Raw genomic sequence first — 24781 nt, forward strand, 5'->3', positions numbered from 1 at the left:
TAGATCAGCCCTTTAGTTTCCTTGCTGAACTCACAGTAGGTTAGGACGTTCATCACGTTACGATGCTCAAGAGGAAAAAGTGTATGCTTGCTTTTTCTAAAAGGGTGGTACCGCGAGATAAGCTTTCTCGTCCCTTATGGGATGAGAGGGCTTTTTTTATTTTCTGAAAAAATGCAGTGGAGGAATGAAAATGGATTTTAAAGACACGCTCTTAATGCCGAAAACAGATTTCCCGATGCGTGGAAATTTGCCAAACCGTGAGCCTGACATTCAAAAAAAATGGGAGGAAGAGGATATCTATCGTCTTGTTCAGGAACGGACGAAAGACCGCCCGAAATTTGTTTTACATGACGGACCTCCGTATGCAAACGGCGACATCCATATGGGCCATGCACTTAACAAGATTTTGAAAGACTTCATTGTCCGCTATAAATCAATGAGCGGCTACAACGCACCGTATGTGCCGGGCTGGGATACACACGGATTGCCAATTGAAACAGCTCTGACAAAAAACAAAAAGGTCAACCGCAAAGAAATGTCAGTAGCGGAATTCCGCAAACTATGCGAAGAGTACGCTTGGAAGCAAATCGAGGGACAGCGTGAGCAATTCAAACGTCTTGGTGTCCGCGGTGACTGGGAAAACCCATATGTGACATTAAAACCGGAATACGAAGCGCAGCAAATCCGCGTATTTGGTGAAATGGCAAAACGAGGCTACATTTACAAAGGCCTTAAACCGGTTAACTGGTCACCTTCAAGTGAGTCTGCTCTGGCTGAAGCCGAGATCGAATATCAAGACAAACGTTCAGCATCTATTTACGTCGCTTTTGGTGTAAAAGACGGAAAAGGCGTTCTTGAAAACGGCGAGCGCATCATCATTTGGACAACAACGCCTTGGACAATTCCGGCGAACCTCGGAATCTCAGTGCACCCTGATCTTGAGTACAGCGTGATTGCAGTAGGTGATGACCGCTTTGTCGTAGCAAGTGCATTAGTCGAAAATGTTGCATCGGCATGCGGATTTGATCAGTATGAAGTGACAAGAACGGTCAAAGGGAAAGACCTTGAGAACATTATCGCTGAACACCCGCTATATGGCAGAGACTCTCTCGTTATGCTTGGTGAACACGTAACAACTGATGCCGGAACAGGCTGTGTTCATACAGCGCCAGGACATGGGGAAGATGACTTTATCATCGGCCAAAAATACGGTTTAGATGTGCTTTGCCCGGTTGATGAAAAAGGTGTAATGACAAGCGAAGCTCCTGGGTTTGAAGGCATGTTCTATGATGATGCAAATAAAGCGATCACACAGCAGCTCGATGAAAAAGGCGCACTTGTGAAGCTTGAATTCATTACTCACTCTTATCCGCATGATTGGAGAACAAAAAAACCAACCATTTTCAGAGCGACAGCGCAATGGTTTGCGTCTATTAAAGATTTCAGATCAGACCTGCTGGATGCCATTAAAGAAACCAAATGGGTTCCTGAATGGGGCGAGCAGCGTTTGCACAACATGGTTCGGGACCGCGGAGACTGGTGTATTTCCAGACAGCGTGCGTGGGGTGTGCCGATTCCGGTATTTTACGCTGAAAACGGAGAACCGATTATTACAGATGAAACCATTGAACATGTTTCTGAATTGTTCAGACAGCACGGATCAAACATTTGGTTTGAAAAAGAAGCAAAGGATCTTCTTCCGGAAGGCTTTACGCATCCTGGCAGCCCGAACGGCACATTTACAAAAGAACAGGATATCATGGATGTTTGGTTTGATTCAGGCTCTTCACATCAAGCAGTGCTTGAAGAACGTGATGACCTCGTTCGCCCGGCTGATTTATACCTAGAGGGATCTGACCAATATCGCGGCTGGTTTAACTCTTCTCTTTCTACAGCAGTAGCCGTAACAGGGAAAGCGCCGTATAAAGGTGTGCTCAGCCATGGGTTCGCACTGGATGGAGAAGGACGCAAGATGAGTAAATCAATCGGTAACGTTGTTGTTCCGGCTAAAGTCATGAAACAGCTTGGTGCCGACATCTTAAGATTATGGGTATCTTCAGTGGATTATCAGGCGGACGTTCGCGTGTCTGACGCCATTCTAAAGCAGGTTGCGGAAGTATATCGTAAAATCCGTAACACGTTCCGTTTCCTTCACGGCAACCTTTTCGATTTTGATCCAAAAACAAATGCGGTGGCTGTCGAAGATCTTCGCGAAGTGGATCAGTATATGCTGATTAAGCTGAACAAGCTGATTGATAAAGTGAAAAAAGCGTATGATGAGTACGAATTTGCGGTTGTGTATCACAGCATTCATAATTTCTGCACAATCGAATTGAGCTCATTCTACCTTGATTTTGCAAAAGATATTGTCTACATCGAGCATGCGGATCATCCGGATAGACGCAGCATGCAGACAGTATTCTACGAAACGCTTCTTGCATTAGTGAAGCTTTCAGCGCCTATCCTTCCACATACGGCAGACGAATTGTGGTCTCATTTAACATTTGTTGAAGAGCAGAGCGTTCAGCTGACCGATATGCCGGAAACAATCGCGGTTCCAAACAGTGAAGCGACTGAAGAAAAATTTGACCGCTTTATGGCTCTTCGTGATGACGTGCTAAAAGCATTAGAAACTGCGCGAAATGAAAAAATTATCGGTAAATCTTTGGAAGCAAACTTGAAATTGTATCCAAACAAAGAAAACAAAGAGCTCTTGGCTTCCATAAAAGAAAACCTTTCTCAGCTGTTTATTGTGTCTGAACTGACAATCAGCGAAGAAAATGATGCGCCGAACGATGCGCAAAGCTTTGCGACGGGTAAAATCGCTGTCGAGAAAGCGGAAGGCGAAATGTGTGAGAGATCTCGTGTGATTTCAAAAGATGTAGGGGCAAATCCGAAATATCCTACACTTTCATTACGCAACGCTGAAATCGTTGAAAAATACTATCAAAAATAATGCAAAAGAGCCCGGCGTAAAAGCCGGGCTTTTTTTGTGCCAAGAGTGACATCCTTTAGAACGAAAGGAAAAATCTTATGGGCTTTAGATCATCATTCACAGGCAACAATAAAGATACTACGTTAAGAGCAGGAGTTGTGAAGAATGAATGATCAACTGACCGCAATTTATACGGAACTTCTTCTGATGAAAGAAGAATTACAGTCGAGATTATTTGAATATTCTTGCTTTCAGGTTTCTACAAGCCCGCAAGCAGCAATCAATCAAAAACAAAAAGCAACTCTGATCTATCATATTAAAGAAGAACTTCAAGACGTTCTCCTTGCATTGGCCAAAATCGAAAACGGCACATTCGGATACTGTGAAGAAACTGGGGCCCCCATTCCTCTTGCAAAGCTGGCAGTGCTGCCGACGGCCCGAACAGCAAACGATTTTCTTTATTCTGTCCAATTTGAGAAAAAAACGCTTCCGATATGGAAATCAACGGATATCGAATATGGTCAGGCACTGTATGAATAACAGTGTCTGGCCGGTTATTATGCCTGATATTTCTTTACTCCAGTGCTTTTTATTGATAAAATGCATAATGGATTAAAGTAACCGTAAACTGGAGGAACGTTTGTGCTGTATTATATGATTGCACTACTTATTATTGCAGCCGATCAATTGACAAAATGGCTAGTTGTTAAGAACATGGAACTTGGCCAAAGCATTCCGATCATTGATCAGGTATTCTATATCACCTCCCATCGCAATACGGGTGCTGCATGGGGGATATTAGCGGGTCAGATGTGGTTTTTCTACCTCATAACAACCGCTGTTATTATTGGTATTGTTTATTACATACAGCGTTATACAAAAGGACAAAGGCTTCTTGGTGTTGCCCTCGGACTTATGCTTGGCGGTGCCATCGGCAACTTTATCGATCGGGCTGTCAGACAGGAAGTTGTGGATTTTATCCATGTTATTATTGTCAATTACAATTACCCGATATTTAACATCGCGGACTCTTCATTATGTGTCGGCGTAATGCTTTTATTTATACAAATGCTGTTGGACAGCGGGAAAAAGAAAAAGGAGCAATAGCATGAATCAAATTGATATAACCGCTTCAGAAGAACAAAAAAGTGAGCGGATTGATAAATTTTTGGCATCGACTGAGAATGATTGGTCAAGAACCCAGGTTCAGCAATGGGTAAAAGACGGACAGGTTGTCGTGAACGGAAGCGCGGTGAAAGCGAATTACAAAATTCAGCCGGGTGATCAGGTGACCGTCACTGTACCCGAACCGGAAGCGCTCGACGTTCTGGCAGAGCCTATGGATCTCGATATTTATTATGAGGACCAGGATGTGCTGGTCGTCAACAAACCTCGCGGAATGGTTGTTCACCCAGCACCCGGGCATCTTACGGGCACACTTGTAAACGGCCTTATGGCTCATTGCACAGACCTTTCCGGAATAAATGGTGTGATGCGTCCGGGGATTGTTCACAGAATCGATAAGGACACGTCCGGCTTATTAATGGTGGCGAAAAATGATATGGCACACGAGTCACTTGTAAATCAATTGGTCAACAAAACGGTCACACGAAAGTATACGGCGGTTGTCCACGGGCTTATTTCTCATGATGACGGCACAATTGACGCGCCGATCGGACGGGATAAAAAAGATCGTCAAAGCATGACTGTGACACGTGATGGCAAAAACGCTGTCACTCATTTTCATGTGCTTGAGCGTTTTCAGGACTTTACGTTAGTGGAATGCCAGCTTGAAACAGGGAGAACCCATCAAATTCGTGTTCATATGAAATATATCGGATTCCCATTAGCAGGCGATCCGAAATACGGCCCAAGAAAAACAATCGACTTTAATGGCCAAGCGCTTCACGCGGGAGTTTTAGGTTTTGACCATCCACGAACAGGAGAATATGTCGAATTTGAAGCGCCGCTTCCTGAGGATATGGCAGAATTAATCGAAAACCTCAGAAAAAACGGTTGACAGAGGGTTTCTTTTCTGAAATAATAAACGAAGCTGAATAGATTCTTTAAAACAGTCCAGAGAGGCTGAGAAGGATAACGGATAGACGGGATGCGTGTATAGGCGCGCACCTTGTCCTAAAACCCCTCTATGCTCTGGCAGGAGGGGTTTTTTCTTCTATATGAACTGTGAGGTGTCACACATTGAATCAAAAAGCTGTCATTCTCGACGAACAGGCAATCAGACGGGCGCTGACCAGGATTGCTCACGAAATGATCGAACGCAATAAAGGAATGAATAACTGCATTCTTGTCGGCATTAAGACAAGAGGGATTTACCTGGCAAAACGCCTTGCGGAACGCATTGAACAGATTGAGGGAAACCCTGTTACAGTCGGTGAAATTGATATTACTCTTTACAGAGACGATCTTTCTAAAAAAACGAGCAACGATGAACCGCTTGTAAAAGGTGCAGATATTCCGGTAGATATCACAGATCAAAAAGTCATTCTCGTTGATGATGTTCTGTATACCGGAAGAACAGTCAGAGCAGGAATGGATGCGCTTGTTGATGTAGGCAGACCTTCCTCCATTCAGCTTGCAGTGCTTGTGGACAGAGGACACCGGGAGCTGCCGATCCGAGCGGATTATATCGGGAAAAACATCCCGACATCAAAGTCTGAAAAGGTTATGGTTCAGCTTGATGAGGTGGACCAAAACGATCTCGTCGCCATTTATGAAAACGAATAATAGATCACCTTTTTAAGGGCAATCCAGAGAGGTTGCAAAGAGGTGCACAACAAAGGCCCAAAAAGCATTCGGCAGGTCTTTGTATGCCTCTTTGCGTAAAAAAGCAAAGAGGTTTTTTTATACAGTCATTGAGTCATCCTAAAATGAAAGTCAACAATCAGGGGGAAATCATCATGAGTAAGAAAAAAGTAAATTTAGGGGTCAGGGATGTCCCGACACCTTTCTCTTGGGTTTCATTCAGCCTTCAGCATTTGTTTGCCATGTTTGGCTCAACCATTTTGGTTCCGAAGCTCGTCGGAATGAGTCCTGCTGTGGCGTTGGTGACAAGCGGCATCGGAACACTGGCGTACCTTCTTATTACGAAAGGGCAAATTCCGGCGTATCTCGGTTCGTCCTTCGCCTTTATTTCTCCGATCATTCTGGTAAAAGCGACCGGCGGGCCGGGAGCGGCAATGGTTGGAGCGTTTCTTGCAGGGCTGGTGTACGGGCTGATTGCCTTATTGATTAGGCAGCTTGGAACAGGATGGCTGATGAAGATTCTTCCGCCAGTAGTCGTAGGGCCTGTTATTATCGTCATCGGGCTGGGACTGGCAAGCACTGCGGTAAACATGGCGATGTATGCTGATCCAAACGCGAGTGAGTTGGTCTACAGCTTAAAGCACTTTAGTGTCGCAGGAGTTACGCTGGCAATCACGATCATTTGTGCAATTTTCTTACGAGGATTTTTAAGCCTGATTCCGGTTCTGATCGGAATCATCGGCGGATACCTGTTCGCCCTTACTCAAGGGATTGTCAACTTCCAGCCGGTGCTTGACGCGAAATGGTTTGCAGTGCCTGAATTTATCATTCCGTTCAAAGATTATTCACCGTCAGTTACACTCGGCATCGCAGCCGCAATGGTTCCTGTCGCATTTGTCACAATGTCAGAGCATATCGGCCACCAAATGGTGCTGAGCAAGGTTGTCGGACAAGACTTCATTAAAAAGCCAGGTCTTCATCGCTCTATTATGGGTGACAGTGTGGCGACAATCCTCGCTTCCCTGATCGGCGGTCCGCCGACAACGACTTACGGAGAAAACATTGGCGTGCTGGCCATCACAAGAGTATTCAGCGTCTTTGTCATCGGAGGAGCGGCAGTGATTGCTTGTTGCTTCGGCTTTATCGGCAAAATTTCAGCGCTGATCAGTTCAGTGCCGTCAGCGGTCATGGGAGGCGTCTCCTTCCTGCTGTTCGGAATCATTGCTTCAAGCGGCCTGAGAATGCTCATTGACAACAAAATTGATTATGAAAACAACAGAAACCTCATTATTACATCAGTTATCCTTGTCATCGGTGTAGGAGGCGCTTTTATCCAAGTGTCTCAAGGCGGATTCCAAGTGTCAGGAATGGCGCTTGCCGCAATTGTCGGTGTCATCTTAAACCTGATTCTTCCGCAGGCGAAGGAAGAGCAGACAGACACATCTGAACAACATCATATCTAAAACCTTTTAATGAAAGTCCAGAGAGGCTTGGAAGGGTTATGAAGAGAAGGAAGCTTCAATGCTGCCCTCTATTTAACCATACCCCGAGTCTATCTTAGACCGGGGTTTTTTCAGCCTTAAGTTGAAAAGAGAGGGGAAAGAACATGAAGCATTTAACGACGATGAGTGAACTCAGCACTGAGGAAATCAAAGATTTGCTTCAAACAGCACAAGACCTTAAATGCGGAAAAACAGACAATCAGCTTTCAGGAAAGTTTGCAGCAAACCTGTTTTTCGAACCGAGCACGAGAACGCGGTTCAGCTTTGAGGTCGCAGAAAAAAAGCTGGGCATGAATGTGCTCAACCTTGATGGAACTAGCACAAGCGTGCAAAAAGGCGAAACCTTATATGACACGATCCGGACGCTCGAATCAATCGGTGTGGACGTCTGCGTCATCAGGCACAGTGAGGATGAGTATTATGAAGAGCTTGTCAGCCAGGTGAACATTCCGATTCTGAATGCGGGAGACGGATGCGGCCAGCATCCGACACAATCACTGCTTGATTTAATGACGATTTATGAAGAGTTCAATACGTTCAAAGGGCTTACCGTCTCCATTCACGGCGACATCAAGCATAGCAGAGTGGCAAGGTCAAATGCGGAAGTGTTGACAAGATTGGGTGCCCGGGTCCTATTTTCCGGCCCTTCGGCATGGCAGGATGAAGAAAATACATTCGGCACGTATGTTTCAATGGATGAAGCAGTTGAGTCTTCCGATGTCGTCATGCTGCTGCGCATTCAAAATGAACGACATCAGTCCGCTGTCAGCCAGGAAGGCTATTTAAACAAATACGGCTTGACCGTAGAACGGGCTGAGCGTATGAAGCGGCATGCGATCATCATGCATCCTGCTCCGGTAAACAGAGGAGTGGAGATTGATGACAGCTTAGTAGAAAGCGAAAAATCAAGAATCTTCAAGCAAATGCAAAATGGCGTATTTATCAGAATGGCAGTGATACAGCATGCCTTACAAACCAATGTGAAAAGAGGAGAAGCAGCATATGTCATATCTCATTAAAAACGGCTGGATACTAAATGAAAATGGTGAAAAAACAGAAGCGGATATCCGAGTGACTGGAGAAACCATCACCGCAATCGGCAAGCTTGATGCAACGGATAATGAAACGGTAATTGATGCAAAAGGTTTGCTCGTTTCACCTGGGTTTGTTGATCTCCACGTGCATTTCAGAGAGCCTGGCGGAGAGAAAAAAGAAACTATTGAAACCGGGGCCAAAGCGGCGGCACGTGGCGGCTACACTACAGTAGCAGCAATGCCGAATACGCGGCCAGTTCCTGATACAAAGGAGCAGATGGAATGGGTGCAAAACAGAATTAAAGAAACATCATGCGTCAGAGTTCTTCCATATGCATCCATTACGATCAGGCAAATCGGCGATGAAATGACAAACTTTGAAGCATTAAAAGAAGCCGGGGCATTTGCTTTTACAGATGACGGTGTTGGTATACAGACAGCAGGTATGATGTATGAAGCGATGAAACGGGCAGCTGCAATTGACAAAGCGATTGTTGCACATTGCGAGGACAACTCCTTAATTTACGGAGGAAGCGTACATGAGGGGACATTCTCCAAAGCGAACGGGCTAAACGGCATTCCTTCTGTGTGTGAATCGGTTCATATTGCCCGCGATGTGCTGCTGGCTGAGGCGGCAAACTGCCATTATCATGTATGCCATATCAGCACGAAAGAATCTGTCAGAGTTGTACGCGATGCGAAAAAAGCGGGAATCAGAGTGACAGCAGAAGTGTCGCCGCATCATTTGCTGCTTTGTGATGAGGACATCCCGGGGCTGGACACAAACTATAAAATGAATCCGCCGCTCCGCAGTGCAGAAGACAGAGCTGCTTTAATTGAAGGTCTTTTAGACGGAACAATTGATTTTATCGCAACAGACCATGCACCGCATACGGAAGAAGAGAAAAACACAGAAATGAAACTGGCGCCATTCGGAATTGTCGGCTTAGAAACAGCATTCCCGCTTCTTTACACACACTTTGTCAAAAATGGCAGCTGGTCGCTGAAGCAGCTGATTGACTACATGACAATCAAGCCATGCGAAGCGTTCGGTCTCCCATATGGAACATTACAAACGGGGCAAGCTGCGGATATTACGTTAATCGATTTAGAAAAAGAAGCAGTTATAGACAAAGAGACATTTTTATCAAAAGGAAAAAATACACCATTCAACGGCATCAGCTGCACCGGCTGGCCGGTCGCTACAATTGCGGCAGGGAAGCTTGCTTATGAAGAGGGGAGACTTGTCAAATGAAGAGACGATTAGTACTGGAAAACGGAGCGGTATTCGAGGGAGAAGCTTTCGGAAGCTTAGAACACAACATGGGAGAAGTCGTTTTTAATACTGGGATGACAGGCTATCAGGAAATTTTATCTGATCCTTCTTACTGCGGACAAATCGTAACATTAACATACCCGCTTATCGGAAATTACGGCATTAACCGTGATGATTTTGAATCCATTACCCCTTTTGTCAAAGGGCTGATCATCAAAGAATTATGTGAGCTGCCTTCCAACTGGCGTTCAGCATACACCTTAGACGAGTATTTAAAAATGAAAAACATTCCCGGACTCCAGGGAATTGATACAAGGAAGCTGACAAGAATGATCCGCACGGCAGGCGCGCTAAAAGGAACATTCGCTTCATCTGATGAAGATATCGAAGCAGTGCTGAAAAGACTGAACGAAACGGAATTGCCAAGAAATCAAGTATCCCAAGTATCAGCAAAAACAGCATATCCGAGCCCGGGAAGAGGCAAACGCATCGTCTTGGTTGACTTCGGCATGAAACACGGGATTCTAAGAGAGCTGAACAAACGGAAATGTGACGTCATCGTTGTGCCTTACAACATTACAGCGGAAGAGGTGCTTCAGCTGAAACCGGACGGTATCATGCTTTCTAACGGACCTGGAGACCCGAAGGATGTGCCTGAAGCGATTGAAATGATTAAAGGTGTTCTTGGAAAAGTGCCATTATTCGGAATATGTCTTGGCCACCAATTATTCGCGCTGGCGTGCGGGGCGAATACTGAAAAAATGAAATTCGGCCACAGGGGCTCAAACCACCCGGTAAAAGAGCTGGCTACAGGAAAAGTTGCCTTAACATCTCAAAACCATGGATATACAGTTTCGTCTATCAGTAAAACAGAACTGGAAGTGACGCATATCGCAATTAACGACGATACGATTGAAGGGCTGAAGCATAAAACATTGCCGGCATTTACGGTTCAATATCATCCCGAAGCCTCACCTGGTCCTGAGGATGCCAACCATCTATTTGACAGATTCATCGAAATGATCGAAACAACAGAGAAAGAAGGGGAAGCGGTATGCCAAAACGCGTAGACATTAACAAAATTTTAGTAATCGGATCTGGACCGATCATCATCGGCCAAGCAGCGGAATTTGACTATGCGGGAACACAAGCCTGTCTTGCTTTGAAAGAAGAAGGTTATGAAGTCATCCTTGTCAACTCAAACCCTGCCACGATCATGACAGATACAGAAATGGCTGACCGGGTTTACATCGAACCGCTCACACCTGAATTCCTGACACGAATCATCAGAAAAGAGCGCCCGGATGCCATTCTTCCTACACTCGGAGGCCAAACCGGTTTGAATCTTGCGGTTGAGCTTTCTGAAAGAGGCGTTTTGGCAGAATGCGGCGTCGAAGTGCTTGGCACGAAACTGTCTGCGATTCAGCAAGCTGAAGACCGTGACTTGTTCAGAACATTAATGAATGAACTGAATGAACCGGTGCCTGAAAGTGAGATTATCCACTCCCTTGAAGAAGCAGAAAAATTCGTCAGTCAAATTGGATTCCCTGTCATTGTCCGCCCGGCATATACATTAGGCGGAACAGGCGGAGGCATCTGCTCGAATGATACAGAGTTAAAAGAAATCGTTGAGAACGGCTTGAAATTAAGCCCGGTACACCAATGTCTGCTTGAAAAAAGCATCGCCGGCTATAAAGAAATCGAGTATGAAGTCATGAGAGACAGCCAGGATCACGCCATTGTCGTTTGTAACATGGAAAACATTGATCCGGTTGGAATCCATACTGGAGACAGTATTGTTGTCGCGCCGAGCCAAACGCTCAGCGATCGGGAATATCAGCTTTTGCGGAATGTTTCGTTAAAACTGATTCGCGCGCTTGGCATCGAAGGCGGATGTAACGTCCAGCTTGCCTTAGATCCAGACAGCTTCCAATATTACATTATTGAAGTAAATCCGCGTGTCAGCCGTTCATCTGCCCTTGCATCAAAAGCAACGGGATACCCGATAGCAAAGCTCGCTGCTAAAATTGCAGTCGGCCTTTCATTAGATGAAATGATGAACCCGGTGACAGGAAAAACATATGCAGCATTTGAACCTGCTCTTGACTATGTCGTATCCAAAATTCCACGCTGGCCGTTTGATAAATTTGAATCAGCAAACAGAAAGCTTGGCACGCAAATGAAAGCGACAGGTGAGGTCATGGCAATCGGCCGCACGCTTGAAGAGTCATTGCTGAAGGCAGTGCGTTCGCTGGAAGCGGATGTGTATCATCTTGAATTGAAGGACGCCGCTGACATTTCAGATGAGCTTCTTGAAAAGCGAATTAAAAAGGCCGGTGATGAACGCTTATTCTACTTAGCTGAAGCGTACAGAAGAGGCTACACGGTAGAAGACCTCCATGAATTTTCCGCTATCGATGTCTTCTTCTTGCATAAGCTGTTCGGAATCGTACAGTTTGAAAAAGAATTGAAGGCCAATGCGGGCAATACGGATGTGCTGAGACGGGCAAAAGAACTCGGCTTCTCTGATCAGTACATTAGCCGCGAGTGGAAAATGAAAGAATCTGAGCTTTACAGCTTGAGAAAACAAGCGGGGATTGCGCCGGTATTCAAAATGGTAGATACGTGCGCGGCGGAATTCGAGTCAGAAACGCCATACTTCTATAGCACATACGAAGAAGAAAATGAATCTGTCGTTACAGATAAGAAAAGTGTGATGGTGCTTGGTTCGGGTCCGATTCGAATCGGTCAGGGTGTCGAGTTCGACTATGCGACGGTTCACTCTGTATGGGCAATTAAACAAGCAGGCTATGAAGCCATTATTGTCAACAACAACCCGGAAACCGTTTCAACAGACTTCAGCATCTCAGACAAGCTGTATTTTGAACCGCTTACGATTGAAGATGTTATGCACATCATTGACCTTGAACAGCCAATGGGCGTCGTCGTACAGTTCGGCGGACAAACTGCGATTAACCTTGCTGACGAGCTTTCTGCACGCGGAGTGAAAATCCTTGGAACTTCATTAGAAGATTTAGACCGTGCGGAAGACCGGGATAAATTTGAACAAGCGCTTGGAGAACTTGGTGTTCCTCAGCCGCTTGGCAAAACAGCGACATCAGTTGATCAGGCGGTAAGCATCGCAAGTGATATCGGTTATCCGGTACTGGTGCGTCCTTCCTATGTACTTGGCGGCCGGGCGATGGAGATTGTGTACCATGAAGAGGAACTGCTTCATTACATGAAAAATGCAGTCAAAATCAATCCACAGCACCCTGTATTAATTGATAGATACTTGACCGGAAAAGAAATTGAAGTCGATGCAGTATCCGACGGTGAAACAGTCGTCATTCCGGGAATTATGGAGCACATTGAACGTGCGGGCGTTCACTCCGGAGACTCGATCGCTGTTTATCCGCCTCAGTCTCTCACAGAGGACATTAAGAAAAAAATTGAACAATACACGATTGCATTGGCTAAAGGGCTGAATATTGTCGGTTTGCTCAATATTCAATTCGTCTTGTCGCAAGGTGAGGTGTACGTGCTAGAAGTGAATCCGAGATCAAGCAGAACCGTACCGTTTTTAAGCAAAATTACGGGTATCCCAATGGCGAATCTCGCAACAAAAATCATTCTTGGTCAAAAGCTGGCTGCGTTTGGCTATACAGAGGGCCTTCAGCCTGAACAGCAAGGTGTATTTGTAAAAGCGCCGGTCTTCTCCTTTGCCAAGCTGAGAAGAGTGGACATTACGTTAGGGCCTGAAATGAAATCAACAGGTGAAGTCATGGGGAAAGATTCGACACTTGAAAAGGCGCTCTACAAAGCCTTGATTGCTTCAGGTATTCAAATCCCGAACTACGGTTCCGTGCTTTTAACAGTAGCTGATAAGGACAAAGAAGAAGGGCTTGCCATTGCTAAGCGGTTCCACGCGATCGGCTACAACATTTTAGCGACGGAAGGAACGGCAGGCTACCTGAAAGAAGCTTCCATTCCAGCAAAGGTCGTCGGAAAAATCGGTCAGGATGGCCCGAACTTGCTTGACGTCATCAGAAACGGAGAAGCGCAGTTTGTCATCAATACGCTGACAAAAGGAAAGCAGCCGGCAAGAGACGGTTTTAGAATCAGACGTGAATCAGTAGAAAATGGTGTTGCCTGCCTAACATCGTTAGATACGGCAGAGGCGATATTGCGAGTGCTGGAAAGCATGACATTCCGTGCTGATCAAATGCTGGCAGTCAACACAAATCAGGAGGCGGCAGTCACTATATGAAAAAAGCGTATTTGACAGTATGTTCTAACCAGCAAATTGCAGACCGGGTGTATCAAATGGTTCTGAAAGGGGAGCTTGTCCAAGGGTTTACAACCCCTGGACAGTTCCTTCATCTTAAAGTGAGCGAAGCGGTTACGCCTCTTTTGAGAAGGCCGATCAGCATCGCAGACGTCAACTTTGAAAAAAATGAAGTCACCATCATTTATCGGGTAGATGGGGAAGGGACAAGACTCTTGTCACTGAAGCAGCAGGGAGAACTTGTGGATGTCCTCGGGCCTTTGGGAAATGGCTTTCCTGTTAATGAAGTTCAACCCGGAAAGACGGCTTTGCTGGTAGGAGGCGGAGTAGGTGTGCCGCCTCTCCAAGAGCTGTCGAAACGCTTGATTGAAAAAGGGGTAAATGTCATCCACGTTTTAGGATTCCAATCGGCAAAGGATGTTTTTTACGAGGAAGAATGCCGGCAGTACGGAGACACGTATGTGGCAACAGCTGACGGAAGCTACGGGGAAACCGGATTTGTCACAGATGTGATTAAACGGAAAAAGCTAGAGTTTGATATCCTCCTCAGCTGCGGGCCGACACCGATGCTCAAGGCGTTAAAACAGGAATATGCCCATAAAGAAGTATATCTATCCATGGAGGAACGAATGGGCTGCGGAATCGGCGCATGCTTCGCGTGTGTGTGCCATACAAACGAAAGTGAGACATCCTATGTAAAAGTATGTCTCGACGGGCCTGTATTTAAAGCTCAGGAGGTGGCGCTGTAATGCTAGAGGTGAAATTGCCGGGACTTGATTTGAAAAACCCAATCATTCCTGCATCAGGCTGCTTCGGTTTTGGAAAAGAATTTTCACGTTTTTATGATTTGTCTTGTCTTGGAGCTATCATGATTAAGGCTACGACAAAGGAGCCGCGCTTTGGGAATCCGACGCCGCGGGTAGCTGAGACTGGTGCTGGAATGCTCAATGCGATCGGTCTCCAAAATCCGGGGCTGGATAGTGTGTTGCATCATGAGCTGCCGTGGCTTGAGCAGTTTGATACACCGATCATTGCCAATGTCGCAGGTTCTCAAGTCGATGATTATGTTGAAGTCGCAGAACATATCAGCAAAGCGCCTAATGTTCATGCTCTTGAATTGAATATTTCCTGCCCGAATGTGAAAACAGGCGGAATCGCTTTTGGCACGAATCCTGAAATGGCTGCCGATTTGACAAAAGCGGTGAAAGAGGTTTCGGATGTACCCGTTTATGTGAAGCTATCCCCGAACGTGGCTAATATCACAGAAATTGCATTAGCGATCGAGGAAGCGGGAGCGGACGGTCTTACGATGATCAACACACTAATCGGCATGAGACTCGATTTAAAAACCGGCAAACCGATATTAGCGAATAAAACAGGGGGACTTTCGGGCCCTGCTGTGAAGCCGGTTGCCATTCGCATGGTGTATGAAGTCAGCCAGGCGGTCAACATCCCGATTATCGGAATGGGAGGCGTGCAAACGGCTGAAGATGCCCTGGAATTTCTTCTCGCGGGAGCAAGCGCAGTCGCTGTCGGAACAGCAAACTTTGTGAATCCTTTTGCATGTCCAGAGATTATTGAACAGCTCCCATCTGTTTTGCTCCAATACGGCTATCAATCAATTGAAGAATGCATCGGAAGGAGCTGGAATCATGAAAAACAACCTGCCCATCATCGCGCTTGATTTTGCATCAGCTGAAGAAACACTCGCGTTCTTAGCGCCTTTTCATCAAGAACCATTATTTGTAAAGGTTGGAATGGAGCTTTTTTATCAAGAAGGGCCATCTATCGTGAAACAATTAAAAGAAAGAAACTGCGAGCTATTTTTAGATCTCAAGCTTCATGACATCCCGACCACTGTAAACAAAGCGATGAAGCGCCTTGCCAGTCTCGGCGTAGACCTCGTCAATGTTCATGCGGCTGGGGGCAAAAGAATGATGCAGGCAGCTCTCGAAGGCTTAGAAGAAGGTACGCCGGCCGGAAAAAAACGTCCGTCACTTATCGCGGTAACCCAGCTGACAAGCACATCTGAACAAATAATGAAAGATGAACTGCTGATCGAAAAGTCTCTGATTGATACGGTTGTGCACTACAGCAAAAAGGCGGAAGAAAGCGGACTGGATGGAGTGGTCTGCTCTGTTCATGAAGCAAAAGCCATTTACCAAGCGGTGTCGCCTTCATTTCTGACTGTCACTCCAGGGATCAGAATGTCAGAGGACGCTGCGAATGACCAAGTCCGCGTGGCGACGCCTGCCATTGCAAGAGAGAAAGGTTCATCAGCGATTGTAGTAGGACGCTCGATTACAAAAGCGGAAGACCCGGTAAAAGCCTATAAGGCTGTCAGACTTGAATGGGAGGGAATCAAATCTTGAAACAAATCATCGCAAAACATCTATTAGACATCCAAGCTGTATTTTTACGCCCGAACGAGCCGTTCACATGGGCAAGCGGCATTTTATCACCGATCTACTGTGACAACCGCCTTACGCTATCTTTCCCAGAGGTCAGAAACGATGTTGCTTCAGGTATCAGCAAGCTTGTCAAAGATCATTTTCCTGAAGCTGAAATGATTGCGGGAACAGCAACTGCCGGTATTCCTCATGCTGCTTTAGCGGCTGACCGTTTGAATCTTCCGATGTGTTATGTGAGGAGCAAGCCGAAGGCGCACGGAAAAGGCAATCAGATTGAGGGAGCTGTGCAAGAGGGGCAAAAAACAGTTGTCATTGAAGACTTAATTTCCACAGGAGGCAGCGTGCTTGAAGCTTGTGCAGCTTTACAAGCGGCCGGCTGTGAAGTGCTTGGTGTCGTCTCAATCTTTACGTACGGACTTCCCAAAGCGGAGGAAGCCTTCGCAAAGGCAGAACTGCTATACTACTCATTAACTGATTATGATACGCTCACAGAGGTCGCGCTTGAAAACGGAAATATTCATTCAGATGATCTAAAAAAGCTGCAAACATGGAAACGAAATCCCGAGTCAAAAGATTGGTTTAAAAAATAAAAAATAAATTCAAATGATGTAAAGAGGCTTCAAAGCCTTGCTGTACTTGAAAACAGGCTGTGAGGCCTGTTTTTTTATTAATCCTATAAAAAAAGTCGGGTTGACTTATGTTAGAATTGTGCTAAAATTTACTACAAATCTAAAAACTTATCAAGAGCGGCTGAGGGACTGGACCTATGAAGCCCGGCAACCTGCATAGTTTGTAAGGTGCTACTTCCAGCAAAATGAATTCCATTTTGAAAGATAAGGGCTGCATGCTGTTCCTGTCTTTCTTTCCGCCGGATTGAAAGTTTTTTATTTTAAGAGGAAAAAAGGCTGTCTGTGATATCAGCAGCCGCGAATCACATTACAATTGGGAAAAGACAACCGGCAGAAAGCTACTGTTTGTTTGTCTCCGAAAGGAGGAAAGAAGAAATGTTAACGTACGATAATTGGGAAGAACCAACGATTACATTTCCGGAAGACGATCCTTATAAAGGAGCGCTGTCAGTTTTAAAATGGGCATACGGCCATTACGGCAATCAGCTTGTTTATGCCTGCAGTTTCGGAATTGAGGGAATCGTTCTGATTGACTTAATTTATAAAGTGAAAAAAGACGCAGAGATTGTGTTTCTTGATACAGGACTTCATTTTAAAGAAACCTATGAAACAATTGAACGAGTGAAAGAGCGTTATCCGGGTCTTAATATCATCCTGAAAAAACCAGACCTCACCCTTGAGGAACAAGCCGAAGAACATGGTGACAAACTATGGGAAAGAGAGCCGAATCAGTGCTGCTATCTTAGAAAGGTCGTTCCTTTAAGAGAGGCGCTTTCAGGACATCCAGCCTGGCTTTCCGGCCTGCGCCGTGATCAAGGGCCAAGCCGTGCCAATACGAATTTCTTAAACAAAGATGAAAAATTCAAGTCAGTAAAAGTTTGCCCGCTTATCCATTGGACTTGGAAAGACATTTGGAGATACACATCCCGGAATGAACTGGACTACAATCCGCTTCATGACCAAGGATATCCAAGTATTGGATGTGCACCTTGCACTGCTCCCGCTTTTACAGCAGAGGATTTGCGCTCAGGCAGATGGAATGGTATGGCGAAAACAGAATGCGGACTGCATGAATAAGGAGCTGCAAAATGGAATTAGCCGCTATTTTATTTAGCTTGTTTTTCGCGATGAATATTGGTGCAAGCGGCGCTGCAGCTTCGATGGGGGTTGCTTACGGCTCCGGAGCCATCAAAAAGAAAACCTACGCTTTGATCCTATGCGCAGTCGGTGTCTTTGCCGGGGCGGTCATTGGCGGAGGCGAGGTTGTAAAAACAATCAGCTCCGGCATTATTCCTGAGCAGACGATTACACTGACGATTGTTTGCATCATTATTGGAGCTGCTGCCCTGTCGCTCTTTACTGCTAATCTGCTCGGTATTCCTTTGTCGACAAGTGAAGTAACAGTCGGCGCGGTTGTCGGCGTGGGAGTGGCTTATAAAGTATTGTTTGTGAACAATCTTCTGATCATTGTGTCATTTTGGGTTTTTGTCCCGCTGTTCGCTTTCGGCTTCACCTATTTCGTATCTAAGCTGTTTCGTTATTTTAAGATTGAAGTAAAATCTTCTAAAAAACAAAAAATCCTCGGCATTGTTTTGTTAGTTGCCGGATTTTTCGAAGCATTCTCTGCCGGCATGAATAACGTGGCGAATGCTGTTGGCCCGTTAGTAGCTGCCGATGTGCTTGATGTCGGAAAAGGAACCTTGTATGGAGGAGCTTTTGTTGCTCTTGGCGCACTGTTATTAGGCCGGCGAGTGCTAGAAACAAACGGGAAGAAAATTACGAGATTCTCCAAAGGGGAAGGCATTCTCTTATCCGGTACAGGAGCGGGACTGGTGATCATCAGTTCTGTATTTGGGATGCCGGTGCCCTTGGCGCAAGTCACGTCATCGTCTATTATCGGAATAGGCATGGCAAAAAACGGTCCGAACGTGTTCCATAAACAAGTTGTTCAAACGATGCTGAAGGTATGGATCGTATCGCCGTTTTTATCTTTATCGATTTCTTATCTGCTTGTATCCTTGTTTTTAAAAGCAGATTATTATTCGATCTTTATCATGGTAAGTGTGCTTTTAGCGGCGGGCGGTGCCGTCAGCCTGACAAAGGCCATTCGTAAAGAGAGACGCTCAGTGCACGAACAAGGCGGGGGAATCTGATCATTAATCTGAGTAATTTTATAAGTTAACTAGGAGGAGATGGATATTATGAGCTTAGCACCACACGGAGGAACATTAGTAAACAGAGTAGATGAATCATATGATGTGAGCGGCATTCAAAAAGAAATTGAACTTGATTTAATTTCTTTCGCGGATTTGGAATTGATCGGTATCGGTGCATACAGCCCGATTGAAGGTTTCTTTAATGAAAAAGATTACGTATCTGTAGTCGAAAACATGCGTCTTTCTTCCGGCGTTGTCTGGTCTCTTCCAATCACGCTTCCGGTCGATGCGCAAAAAGCAGCGGAACTGTCACTTGGTGAAACGGTAAAGTTAACGTATGAAGGAGAAACATACGGCGTTATCCAAATCGAAGACCTGTACGTGCCTGACAAACAAAAAGAAGCTGTCAATGTGTACAAAACAGATGAACAGGAGCATCCTGGTGTTAAAAAGCTGTTCAGCCGCGGCAATACATATGTCGGCGGGCCGATTACGTTGATTAAAAAAGCTTCAAAACAGTTCCCTGAATTTACATTTGAACCGTCAGAAACGAGACGCCAGTTTGCGGAAAAAGGCTGGGAAACCATTGTCGGTTTCCAAACAAGAAACCCTGTTCACAGAGCGCATGAATACATTCAAAAAACGGCTCTTGAAACAGTAGACGGCTTGTTCTTGAATCCGTTAGTAGGTGAAACAAAATCTGATGACATTCCAGCTGATGTACGGATGGAAAGCTACCAAGTGCTTCTTGATCATTATTACCCGAAAGATCGCGTTTTCCTTGGTGTCTTTTTAGCGGCGATGCGTTATGCAGGCCCGAGAGAAGCAATTTTCCACGCGCTTGTCAGAAAGAACTACGGCTGCACACATTTCATCGTCGGCCGTGATCATGCAGGTGTAGGCGACTATTACGGAACATACGAAGCACAGGAGCTGTTTGACACATTTAAACCTGAAGAACTCGGAATTACACCGCTGAAATTTGAGCACAGCTTCTTCTGTAAAAAATGCGGAAATATGGGAACAGCGAAAACATGCCCTCATGGCAGAGAGCATCACGTCATTTTATCAGGCACTAAGGTAAGAGGTATGCTGAGAGACGGTGTGCTGCCGCCTGCTGAATTCAGTCGAAAAGAAGTAGTAGAAGTGTTAATCAAAGGGATGAAGAAAAAAGAAGAAGTAGGCGTATCTTAAGGAGGACTGGCAGTGACAAATCGCGATATTGTATGGCATGAAGCCTCTATCACAAAAGAAGAGTATCAGCAAAAAAACAAGCATAAAAGCTCCATTCTCTGGCTGACAGGGTTAAGCGGCTCAGGCAAATCAACGATTGCCAACGCCGCTGCGAGAGAATTGTTTGAGCAAGGCTACCAAGTCATTGTGCTGGACGGGGATAATATCCGTCACGGCCTAAATAAGGATCTTGGTTTTTCTGATGAAGACCGAAAAGAAAACATCCGCCGGATCGGAGAGGTGGCGAAGCTTTTTGTTCAGCAGGGAACCATTGTGATTACTGCTTTTATCTCTCCTTTCCGCGAGGACAGGCAACAGGTTCGCGAGCTTGTGGAAGCGGGCGAATTTAATGAAGTCTACATTAAATGCGACCTTGATATTTGTGAACAAAGAGATCCGAAAGGGCTTTACAAAAAAGCAAGAAACGGCGAGATTCCGTTCTTTACAGGAATTGATTCTCCTTATGAAGAACCGGAAGCTCCAGAGCTCGTTCTTGATTCAGGACAGCATGACCGTGAAGCGTGTAAAAATCAGCTGATCGAGTTTGTTAAACAAAAATTGAGCTGAATATGATCTGCTGCGTTCTTCTCAGATGCCGGAATGCAAGCGAGAACATCATCACAGCGAATGCTCTGGAAGAACTCGAATAGATCGGGGGAAATACGATGGGGAAAGTATATATTGTAGGAGCGGGTCCTGGTGACCCTGATCTGCTGACAATTAAAGCGCTGAAAGCCATTGAAAAAGCTGATGTCATCTTATATGACAGATTAGTAAATAAAGAGATTTTACAATATGCCAAAGAGCAAGCAGACCTGATCTACTGCGGGAAGCTTCCAGATTTTCATACGATGAAGCAGGAAACCATCAATCGATTTCTTGTGAAGTATGCGCAAAAAGGGAAAATGGTTGTCAGACTGAAGGGCGGAGACCCTTTTGTGTTCGGCAGAGGAGGGGAAGAAGCGGAATGCCTCTCTGAAAATGGAATTCCGTTTGAAATCATCCCCGGCATTACGTCTGGAATCGCGGCAGCCGCTTATGCCGGGATTCCTGTTACTCATCGGGAGGCGGGCTCTAACGTCGCTTTTGTAACGGGTCATTATAAAAAAGAAGAAAATTTTGAGGAAAAGTGGAAAGCGCTGGCTACAGGAATTGATACACTTGTCATCTATATGGGTATCAAAAACGTGCAGCAGATTGAAAGAAAACTCCTTGAAAACGGCCGGGACGGTTCTACGCCGGCAGCCTTTATTCATTGGGGAACAACGGACAAGCAAAAATCTGTTTTTTGTACAGTTGACACCCTTTCAGAAACAGTGGTAAAAGAAAACATTACAAATCCGAGTTTAATTGTCATTGGAAATGTTGTAAATTATCACTATAAGCTGGAATGGTTTGAATCTGAACTGAAAAAACAAGATTTAAGCGAGGCGTTGTAAAAATGAAACAAGCAATTTTATATGTCGGCCACGGCAGCCGGGTCAAAAAAGCACAGCAAGAAGCCGCAGCCTTTTTGGAAGGATGCAAGGCCCACATCTCTGTGCCAGTACAAGAAATCAGCTTTTTAGAGCTTCAGGAGCCGACAATTGAGACAGGATTTGAAGCATGTGTGAAGCAAGGCGCCACTCATATCACAGTGGTGCCTCTGCTTCTTTTAACAGCTGCGCATGCAAAACATGATATTCCGGAAGAAATTGCCCGTGTTGCATCCCGATATCCGTCAGTCCGCATTTCATACGGAAAGCCGATCGGGATTGACGAAGAAGTAGTCAAGGCTGTATATCACCGAATGAAAGACATAGGTGTTCCATATGAAAATGCCAGAGTGGTACTCATCGGAAGGGGAAGTTCAGATCCAGATGTCAAAAGAGACGTAACCGGTATTGCTAATCTTCTTCAGGAAATGATTCCAGTCAAGGAAGTCATTCCGTGCTTTTTGACAGCATGCGGCCCTAATTACAAAGAGGTTTTTTTAGAACTTAAAAAAGATGACGGCATAACAACCTTTATCGTTCCATATTTGCTTTTTACGGGTATGCTGATGAATGAAATCGAACGAGAGGTTCAGAAATTAAAAGCCCATAATCCGAACGTCTACCTCTCTTCCTATATCGGTTTTCATCCTCATGTGAAAAACGCATTTTTGAACCGTGTGAGAGAAACTGCGGCAAATTCTGAGGGACAATTTGATTTTGATGGAGGTTCATATGCTTCCGCTGCACATTAGCCTGGAAAAGAAGAAGGTTGTGATTGCGGGGGGCGGAAGCATCGCTCTCAGAAGGCTGAAAACGGTGATTTCTGAGGGAGCTGATATAACGCTTGTCAGTCCGGATGTGGAACCGGAAATCAAGCAAATGGCAGAAGAGCGGCGTATCAAATGGGAAAAACGGACAATTGAAAAAGAAGATTATCTCAATGCTTTCTTCATTATTGCTGCGACGGATAATGCGGCAGTGAACAAAGAAATTGCCCAATCCGCTTCGCCTTTTCAGCTTGTCAATTGTGTCAGTGACGCTGAGCTTGGCAATGTATATATGCCGAAAATCGTAAAAAGAGGGCATGTCACTGTGTCTGTTTCTACAAGCGGAGCCAGTCCAAAGCACACGAAAGAGCTTGCTGAAAACGTGGATAAGCTGATTGACGGCGATTTTGTTGCTGAAGTGAACAGGCTTTATCAGGTGAGAAGAAAGAAATAAGCCAGAGCATACAAATGCTCTGGCTTTTCTTTATGCGGCTCAGCTTTTTTTGAGCTTGATGACAGTATCAGCATCAGGCGTGACAAAGACGGTATGCTGGCTGTCATAAGTGACGAAACCGGGTTTCGCGCCGTTTGGTTTTTTGACATGCCTGATTTTTGTATAATCTACAGGCACTGAACTTGAATCTTTAGCTTTTGAAAAATAAGCTGCAATTGTCGCGGCTTCCATGATTGTTTGCTCATCAGGTTCGCTGCTTCTGATCACAACGTGGGAGCCGGGAATGTCCTTCGTGTGAAGCCAGATATCGTCTCTGGCCGCCGCTCTGGTCGTTAAATATTCATTTTGGCGATTGTTCTTACCCACTAAAATAGTCAGGCCTGAGGTGGATTCATATGTTTCTAACACCGGATTGTGCGGTTTTTGCTTTTTCTGGCCTTTTTGCTGCTTAGGGCGTAAATATTTGCCCTCTACAAGCTCTTCCCTGATTTCGCTGATATCCCGGGGAGAAGCGGACGAAAGCTGCTGAATCAGCTGATCAAAATATTCGATCTCTTCCTGTGCCAGCCTGATTTGCTCCTCGACAACCGCGACCGAATTTTTCGCTTTCTGATACTTCGTGAAATAGGCCTGTGCGTTTTCAGAAGGCGTTTTGTTCGGGTTTAAAGGAATCGTGATTGTCGGGCTTTCTTCATCATAATAGTTGATGACCTCGGCCTGTTTATCACCTTTTTTCAGCATATATAAATTAGCGGTTAAAAGCTCTCCGTAAAGCTGAAATTCCTTCGCGTTTTCCGAATACTCCAGGGTTTTCTCTAATTTTTTGATTTTGTTGGCATTCTTCTTCCGTTCGTTCACAACAAAACGCTCAAGATCCTGAGCCTGTTGCTTGACCCGGTCTCGTTCAGCTTTTCCGAAATAAAAACGGTCGAGCAGTTCGCTTAATGAATCAAAACGGCGCGCTTCGCCCTTTAGATGAGTCAGCTCCAGTAAATAAAAATATTCCTTTCCGTTTACAGTCGTAATGTTGGGAATGAAACGGTGCTCTTTCACTTCGGCAAACAGTGCCAGCAACGCTTTTGGCAGTGTGACTTTGTTGGCAAGGCCTGCTCTGTGAACCGCTTCTTTGGCGAAAAGCGGAGACACGCCTGAAAAGTGGTCGACAATTTGTTTATCAAGCCTTCCTTCTTGAAAGCTGAGGTGACGCAAAATATCATCTTCTGACGCCTCAAGAGGCGATATTTTGTCCTGAGCAGGCGGAAGCTTATAATCTTGGCCGGGCAGTACTGTACGGTAGCTGTTCATTGACGGTGATAAATGCTTAAGTCCGTCGATGATCACATTTTCTGCTGCGTCAGTCAAAATGATATTGCTGTGACGGCCCATAATTTCTACATAAAGCTTTCGTACGGTTTCATCGCCAATTTCGTTTCGGCTTTTGATATGAAAAATCATAATGCGGTCTAAGCCCGCTTGTTCAATTTTCTCAATGAATCCGCCTTCGATATGCTTTCTCAGCAACATGCAAAACATTGGCGGTTCGCTTGGATTTTCATAAGCTTGTGCCGTGATATGCACCCGTGAATAGCTCGGATGTGCCGATAATAATAGTTTTTGGTTTTTTCCCTTGGCACGGATGTGGAAAATCACATCGTGCTTATATGGCTGATGGACTTTTGTAATTCGTCCGCCCATTATTTTCTCGTTAAGTTCGTGTGTCATTCCGTATGTAAACATGCCATCAAACGACATATGCAATACACCCTCTCATTCTTCCTGCATTCGATAATTATAGCATGAAATGGGACGAGTCAGAATAAGCATGCTTATAGAGTGATATCTCTATAAGAGAGCA

The 24781-nt window shown here is 45.3% G+C and carries 22 protein-coding genes, 1 riboswitch and 1 other annotated feature (1 of these 24 only partly in view); of the genes, 21 read left to right on the forward strand and 1 reads right to left on the reverse strand.

What is annotated here, in order from left to right; all coding sequences use genetic code 11:
• Positions 1 to 138 (forward strand) — a binding site (T-box leader) (it extends 89 nt beyond the left edge of the window).
• Positions 139 to 190: 52 nt separating this feature from the next.
• The 21 genes from ileS to sirC all read left to right on the forward strand — a co-directional run bounded on the left by ileS (position 191) and on the right by sirC (position 22926).
• On the forward strand, positions 191 to 2956 hold the full coding sequence (ileS, locus tag NSQ12_RS08615; RefSeq protein WP_017694832.1) for an isoleucine--tRNA ligase: 2766 nt from the start codon (positions 191 to 193) through the stop codon (positions 2954 to 2956).
• A gap of 144 nt (positions 2957 to 3100) precedes the next feature.
• Positions 3101 to 3475 carry a sporulation-related RNA polymerase-binding protein YlyA gene (gene ylyA / locus NSQ12_RS08620; protein WP_088325836.1) on the forward strand — a complete coding sequence of 125 codons (375 nt, stop codon included), beginning with the start codon at positions 3101 to 3103 and terminating at the stop codon, positions 3473 to 3475.
• Between the two features lie 102 nt (positions 3476 to 3577).
• Positions 3578 to 4042 (forward strand): signal peptidase II, encoded by a 465-nt coding sequence (lspA, locus tag NSQ12_RS08625; protein WP_003245047.1) that lies wholly within the window; start codon positions 3578 to 3580, stop codon positions 4040 to 4042.
• A 1-nt stretch (position 4043) separates the two neighbouring features.
• Positions 4044 to 4955 carry an RluA family pseudouridine synthase gene (locus tag NSQ12_RS08630; RefSeq protein WP_003245307.1) on the forward strand — a complete coding sequence of 304 codons (912 nt, stop codon included), beginning with the start codon at positions 4044 to 4046 and terminating at the stop codon, positions 4953 to 4955.
• 182 nt (positions 4956 to 5137) lie between these two features.
• Positions 5138 to 5683: a bifunctional pyrimidine operon transcriptional regulator/uracil phosphoribosyltransferase gene (gene pyrR, locus NSQ12_RS08635; RefSeq protein WP_003232127.1), complete on the forward strand. Its 546-nt coding sequence runs from the start codon at positions 5138 to 5140 to the stop codon at positions 5681 to 5683.
• A 173-nt stretch (positions 5684 to 5856) separates the two neighbouring features.
• Positions 5857 to 7164 carry a uracil permease PyrP gene (gene pyrP, locus NSQ12_RS08640; RefSeq protein WP_076457736.1) on the forward strand — a complete coding sequence of 436 codons (1308 nt, stop codon included), beginning with the start codon at positions 5857 to 5859 and terminating at the stop codon, positions 7162 to 7164.
• Positions 7165 to 7307: 143 nt separating this feature from the next.
• The gene (locus NSQ12_RS08645) at positions 7308 to 8222 is read left to right on the forward strand and encodes an aspartate carbamoyltransferase catalytic subunit (protein ID WP_339176473.1); all 915 of its coding nucleotides are present in this window, start codon (positions 7308 to 7310) and stop codon (positions 8220 to 8222) included.
• Positions 8206 to 9492, forward strand: a complete 1287-nt coding sequence (locus NSQ12_RS08650; RefSeq protein WP_003232117.1) for a dihydroorotase — start codon at positions 8206 to 8208, stop codon at positions 9490 to 9492. Before NSQ12_RS08645 ends, NSQ12_RS08650 begins: the two co-directional genes overlap by 17 nt.
• Positions 9489 to 10583 carry a carbamoyl phosphate synthase small subunit gene (locus tag NSQ12_RS08655; protein WP_003232115.1) on the forward strand — a complete coding sequence of 365 codons (1095 nt, stop codon included), beginning with the start codon at positions 9489 to 9491 and terminating at the stop codon, positions 10581 to 10583. The genes NSQ12_RS08650 and NSQ12_RS08655 overlap by 4 nt, the downstream gene beginning before the upstream one ends.
• Positions 10568 to 13783, forward strand: coding sequence for a carbamoyl-phosphate synthase (glutamine-hydrolyzing) large subunit (gene carB, locus NSQ12_RS08660; RefSeq protein WP_339176475.1), 3216 nt, complete (start codon positions 10568 to 10570; stop codon positions 13781 to 13783). The genes NSQ12_RS08655 and carB overlap by 16 nt, the downstream gene beginning before the upstream one ends.
• The gene (pyrK, locus tag NSQ12_RS08665; protein WP_339176477.1) at positions 13780 to 14550 is read left to right on the forward strand and encodes a dihydroorotate oxidase B electron transfer subunit; all 771 of its coding nucleotides are present in this window, start codon (positions 13780 to 13782) and stop codon (positions 14548 to 14550) included. The genes carB and pyrK overlap by 4 nt, the downstream gene beginning before the upstream one ends.
• Complete coding sequence (locus NSQ12_RS08670) at positions 14550 to 15485, forward strand: dihydroorotate dehydrogenase (protein WP_015252123.1); 936 nt, start codon at positions 14550 to 14552, stop codon at positions 15483 to 15485. The genes pyrK and NSQ12_RS08670 overlap by 1 nt, the downstream gene beginning before the upstream one ends.
• Complete coding sequence (gene pyrF / locus NSQ12_RS08675; protein ID WP_173614079.1) at positions 15454 to 16173, forward strand: orotidine-5'-phosphate decarboxylase; 720 nt, start codon at positions 15454 to 15456, stop codon at positions 16171 to 16173. Before NSQ12_RS08670 ends, pyrF begins: the two co-directional genes overlap by 32 nt.
• Positions 16170 to 16802 (forward strand): orotate phosphoribosyltransferase, encoded by a 633-nt coding sequence (gene pyrE, locus NSQ12_RS08680; protein WP_029317782.1) that lies wholly within the window; start codon positions 16170 to 16172, stop codon positions 16800 to 16802. The genes pyrF and pyrE overlap by 4 nt, the downstream gene beginning before the upstream one ends.
• Before the next feature lie 144 nt (positions 16803 to 16946).
• Positions 16947 to 17052, forward strand: a riboswitch (SAM riboswitch).
• Between the two features lie 164 nt (positions 17053 to 17216).
• Positions 17217 to 17918 (forward strand): phosphoadenylyl-sulfate reductase, encoded by a 702-nt coding sequence (locus NSQ12_RS08685; RefSeq protein ID WP_003221498.1) that lies wholly within the window; start codon positions 17217 to 17219, stop codon positions 17916 to 17918.
• An 11-nt stretch (positions 17919 to 17929) separates the two neighbouring features.
• Positions 17930 to 18994 (forward strand): sulfate permease, encoded by a 1065-nt coding sequence (cysP, locus tag NSQ12_RS08690; RefSeq protein ID WP_041351107.1) that lies wholly within the window; start codon positions 17930 to 17932, stop codon positions 18992 to 18994.
• A gap of 48 nt (positions 18995 to 19042) precedes the next feature.
• Positions 19043 to 20191: a sulfate adenylyltransferase gene (gene sat / locus NSQ12_RS08695; RefSeq protein WP_003245745.1), complete on the forward strand. Its 1149-nt coding sequence runs from the start codon at positions 19043 to 19045 to the stop codon at positions 20189 to 20191.
• A gap of 12 nt (positions 20192 to 20203) precedes the next feature.
• Positions 20204 to 20797 carry an adenylyl-sulfate kinase gene (gene cysC, locus NSQ12_RS08700; RefSeq protein WP_015252120.1) on the forward strand — a complete coding sequence of 198 codons (594 nt, stop codon included), beginning with the start codon at positions 20204 to 20206 and terminating at the stop codon, positions 20795 to 20797.
• 98 nt (positions 20798 to 20895) lie between these two features.
• A complete protein-coding gene (gene cobA / locus NSQ12_RS08705; RefSeq protein WP_230488516.1) occupies positions 20896 to 21669 on the forward strand; it encodes a uroporphyrinogen-III C-methyltransferase in 774 nt (257 codons plus the stop codon).
• Between the two features lie 2 nt (positions 21670 to 21671).
• The gene (gene sirB, locus NSQ12_RS08710) at positions 21672 to 22457 is read left to right on the forward strand and encodes a sirohydrochlorin chelatase (protein ID WP_339176483.1); all 786 of its coding nucleotides are present in this window, start codon (positions 21672 to 21674) and stop codon (positions 22455 to 22457) included.
• Complete coding sequence (gene sirC / locus NSQ12_RS08715) at positions 22438 to 22926, forward strand: precorrin-2 dehydrogenase (protein WP_015715866.1); 489 nt, start codon at positions 22438 to 22440, stop codon at positions 22924 to 22926. Before sirB ends, sirC begins: the two co-directional genes overlap by 20 nt.
• Before the next feature lie 39 nt (positions 22927 to 22965).
• On the opposite strand, the gene rqcH is transcribed toward sirC, so the two are convergent.
• Positions 22966 to 24678 carry a tRNA modification protein RqcH gene (rqcH, locus tag NSQ12_RS08720; protein ID WP_021479315.1) on the reverse strand — a complete coding sequence of 571 codons (1713 nt, stop codon included), beginning with the start codon at positions 24676 to 24678 and terminating at the stop codon, positions 22966 to 22968.
• Positions 24679 to 24781: the final 103 nt, after the last annotated feature.

The sequence above is a fragment of the Bacillus sp. PS95 genome, from assembly GCF_037963565.1.
GTDB classification, from domain to species: domain Bacteria; phylum Bacillota; class Bacilli; order Bacillales; family Bacillaceae; genus Bacillus; species Bacillus subtilis.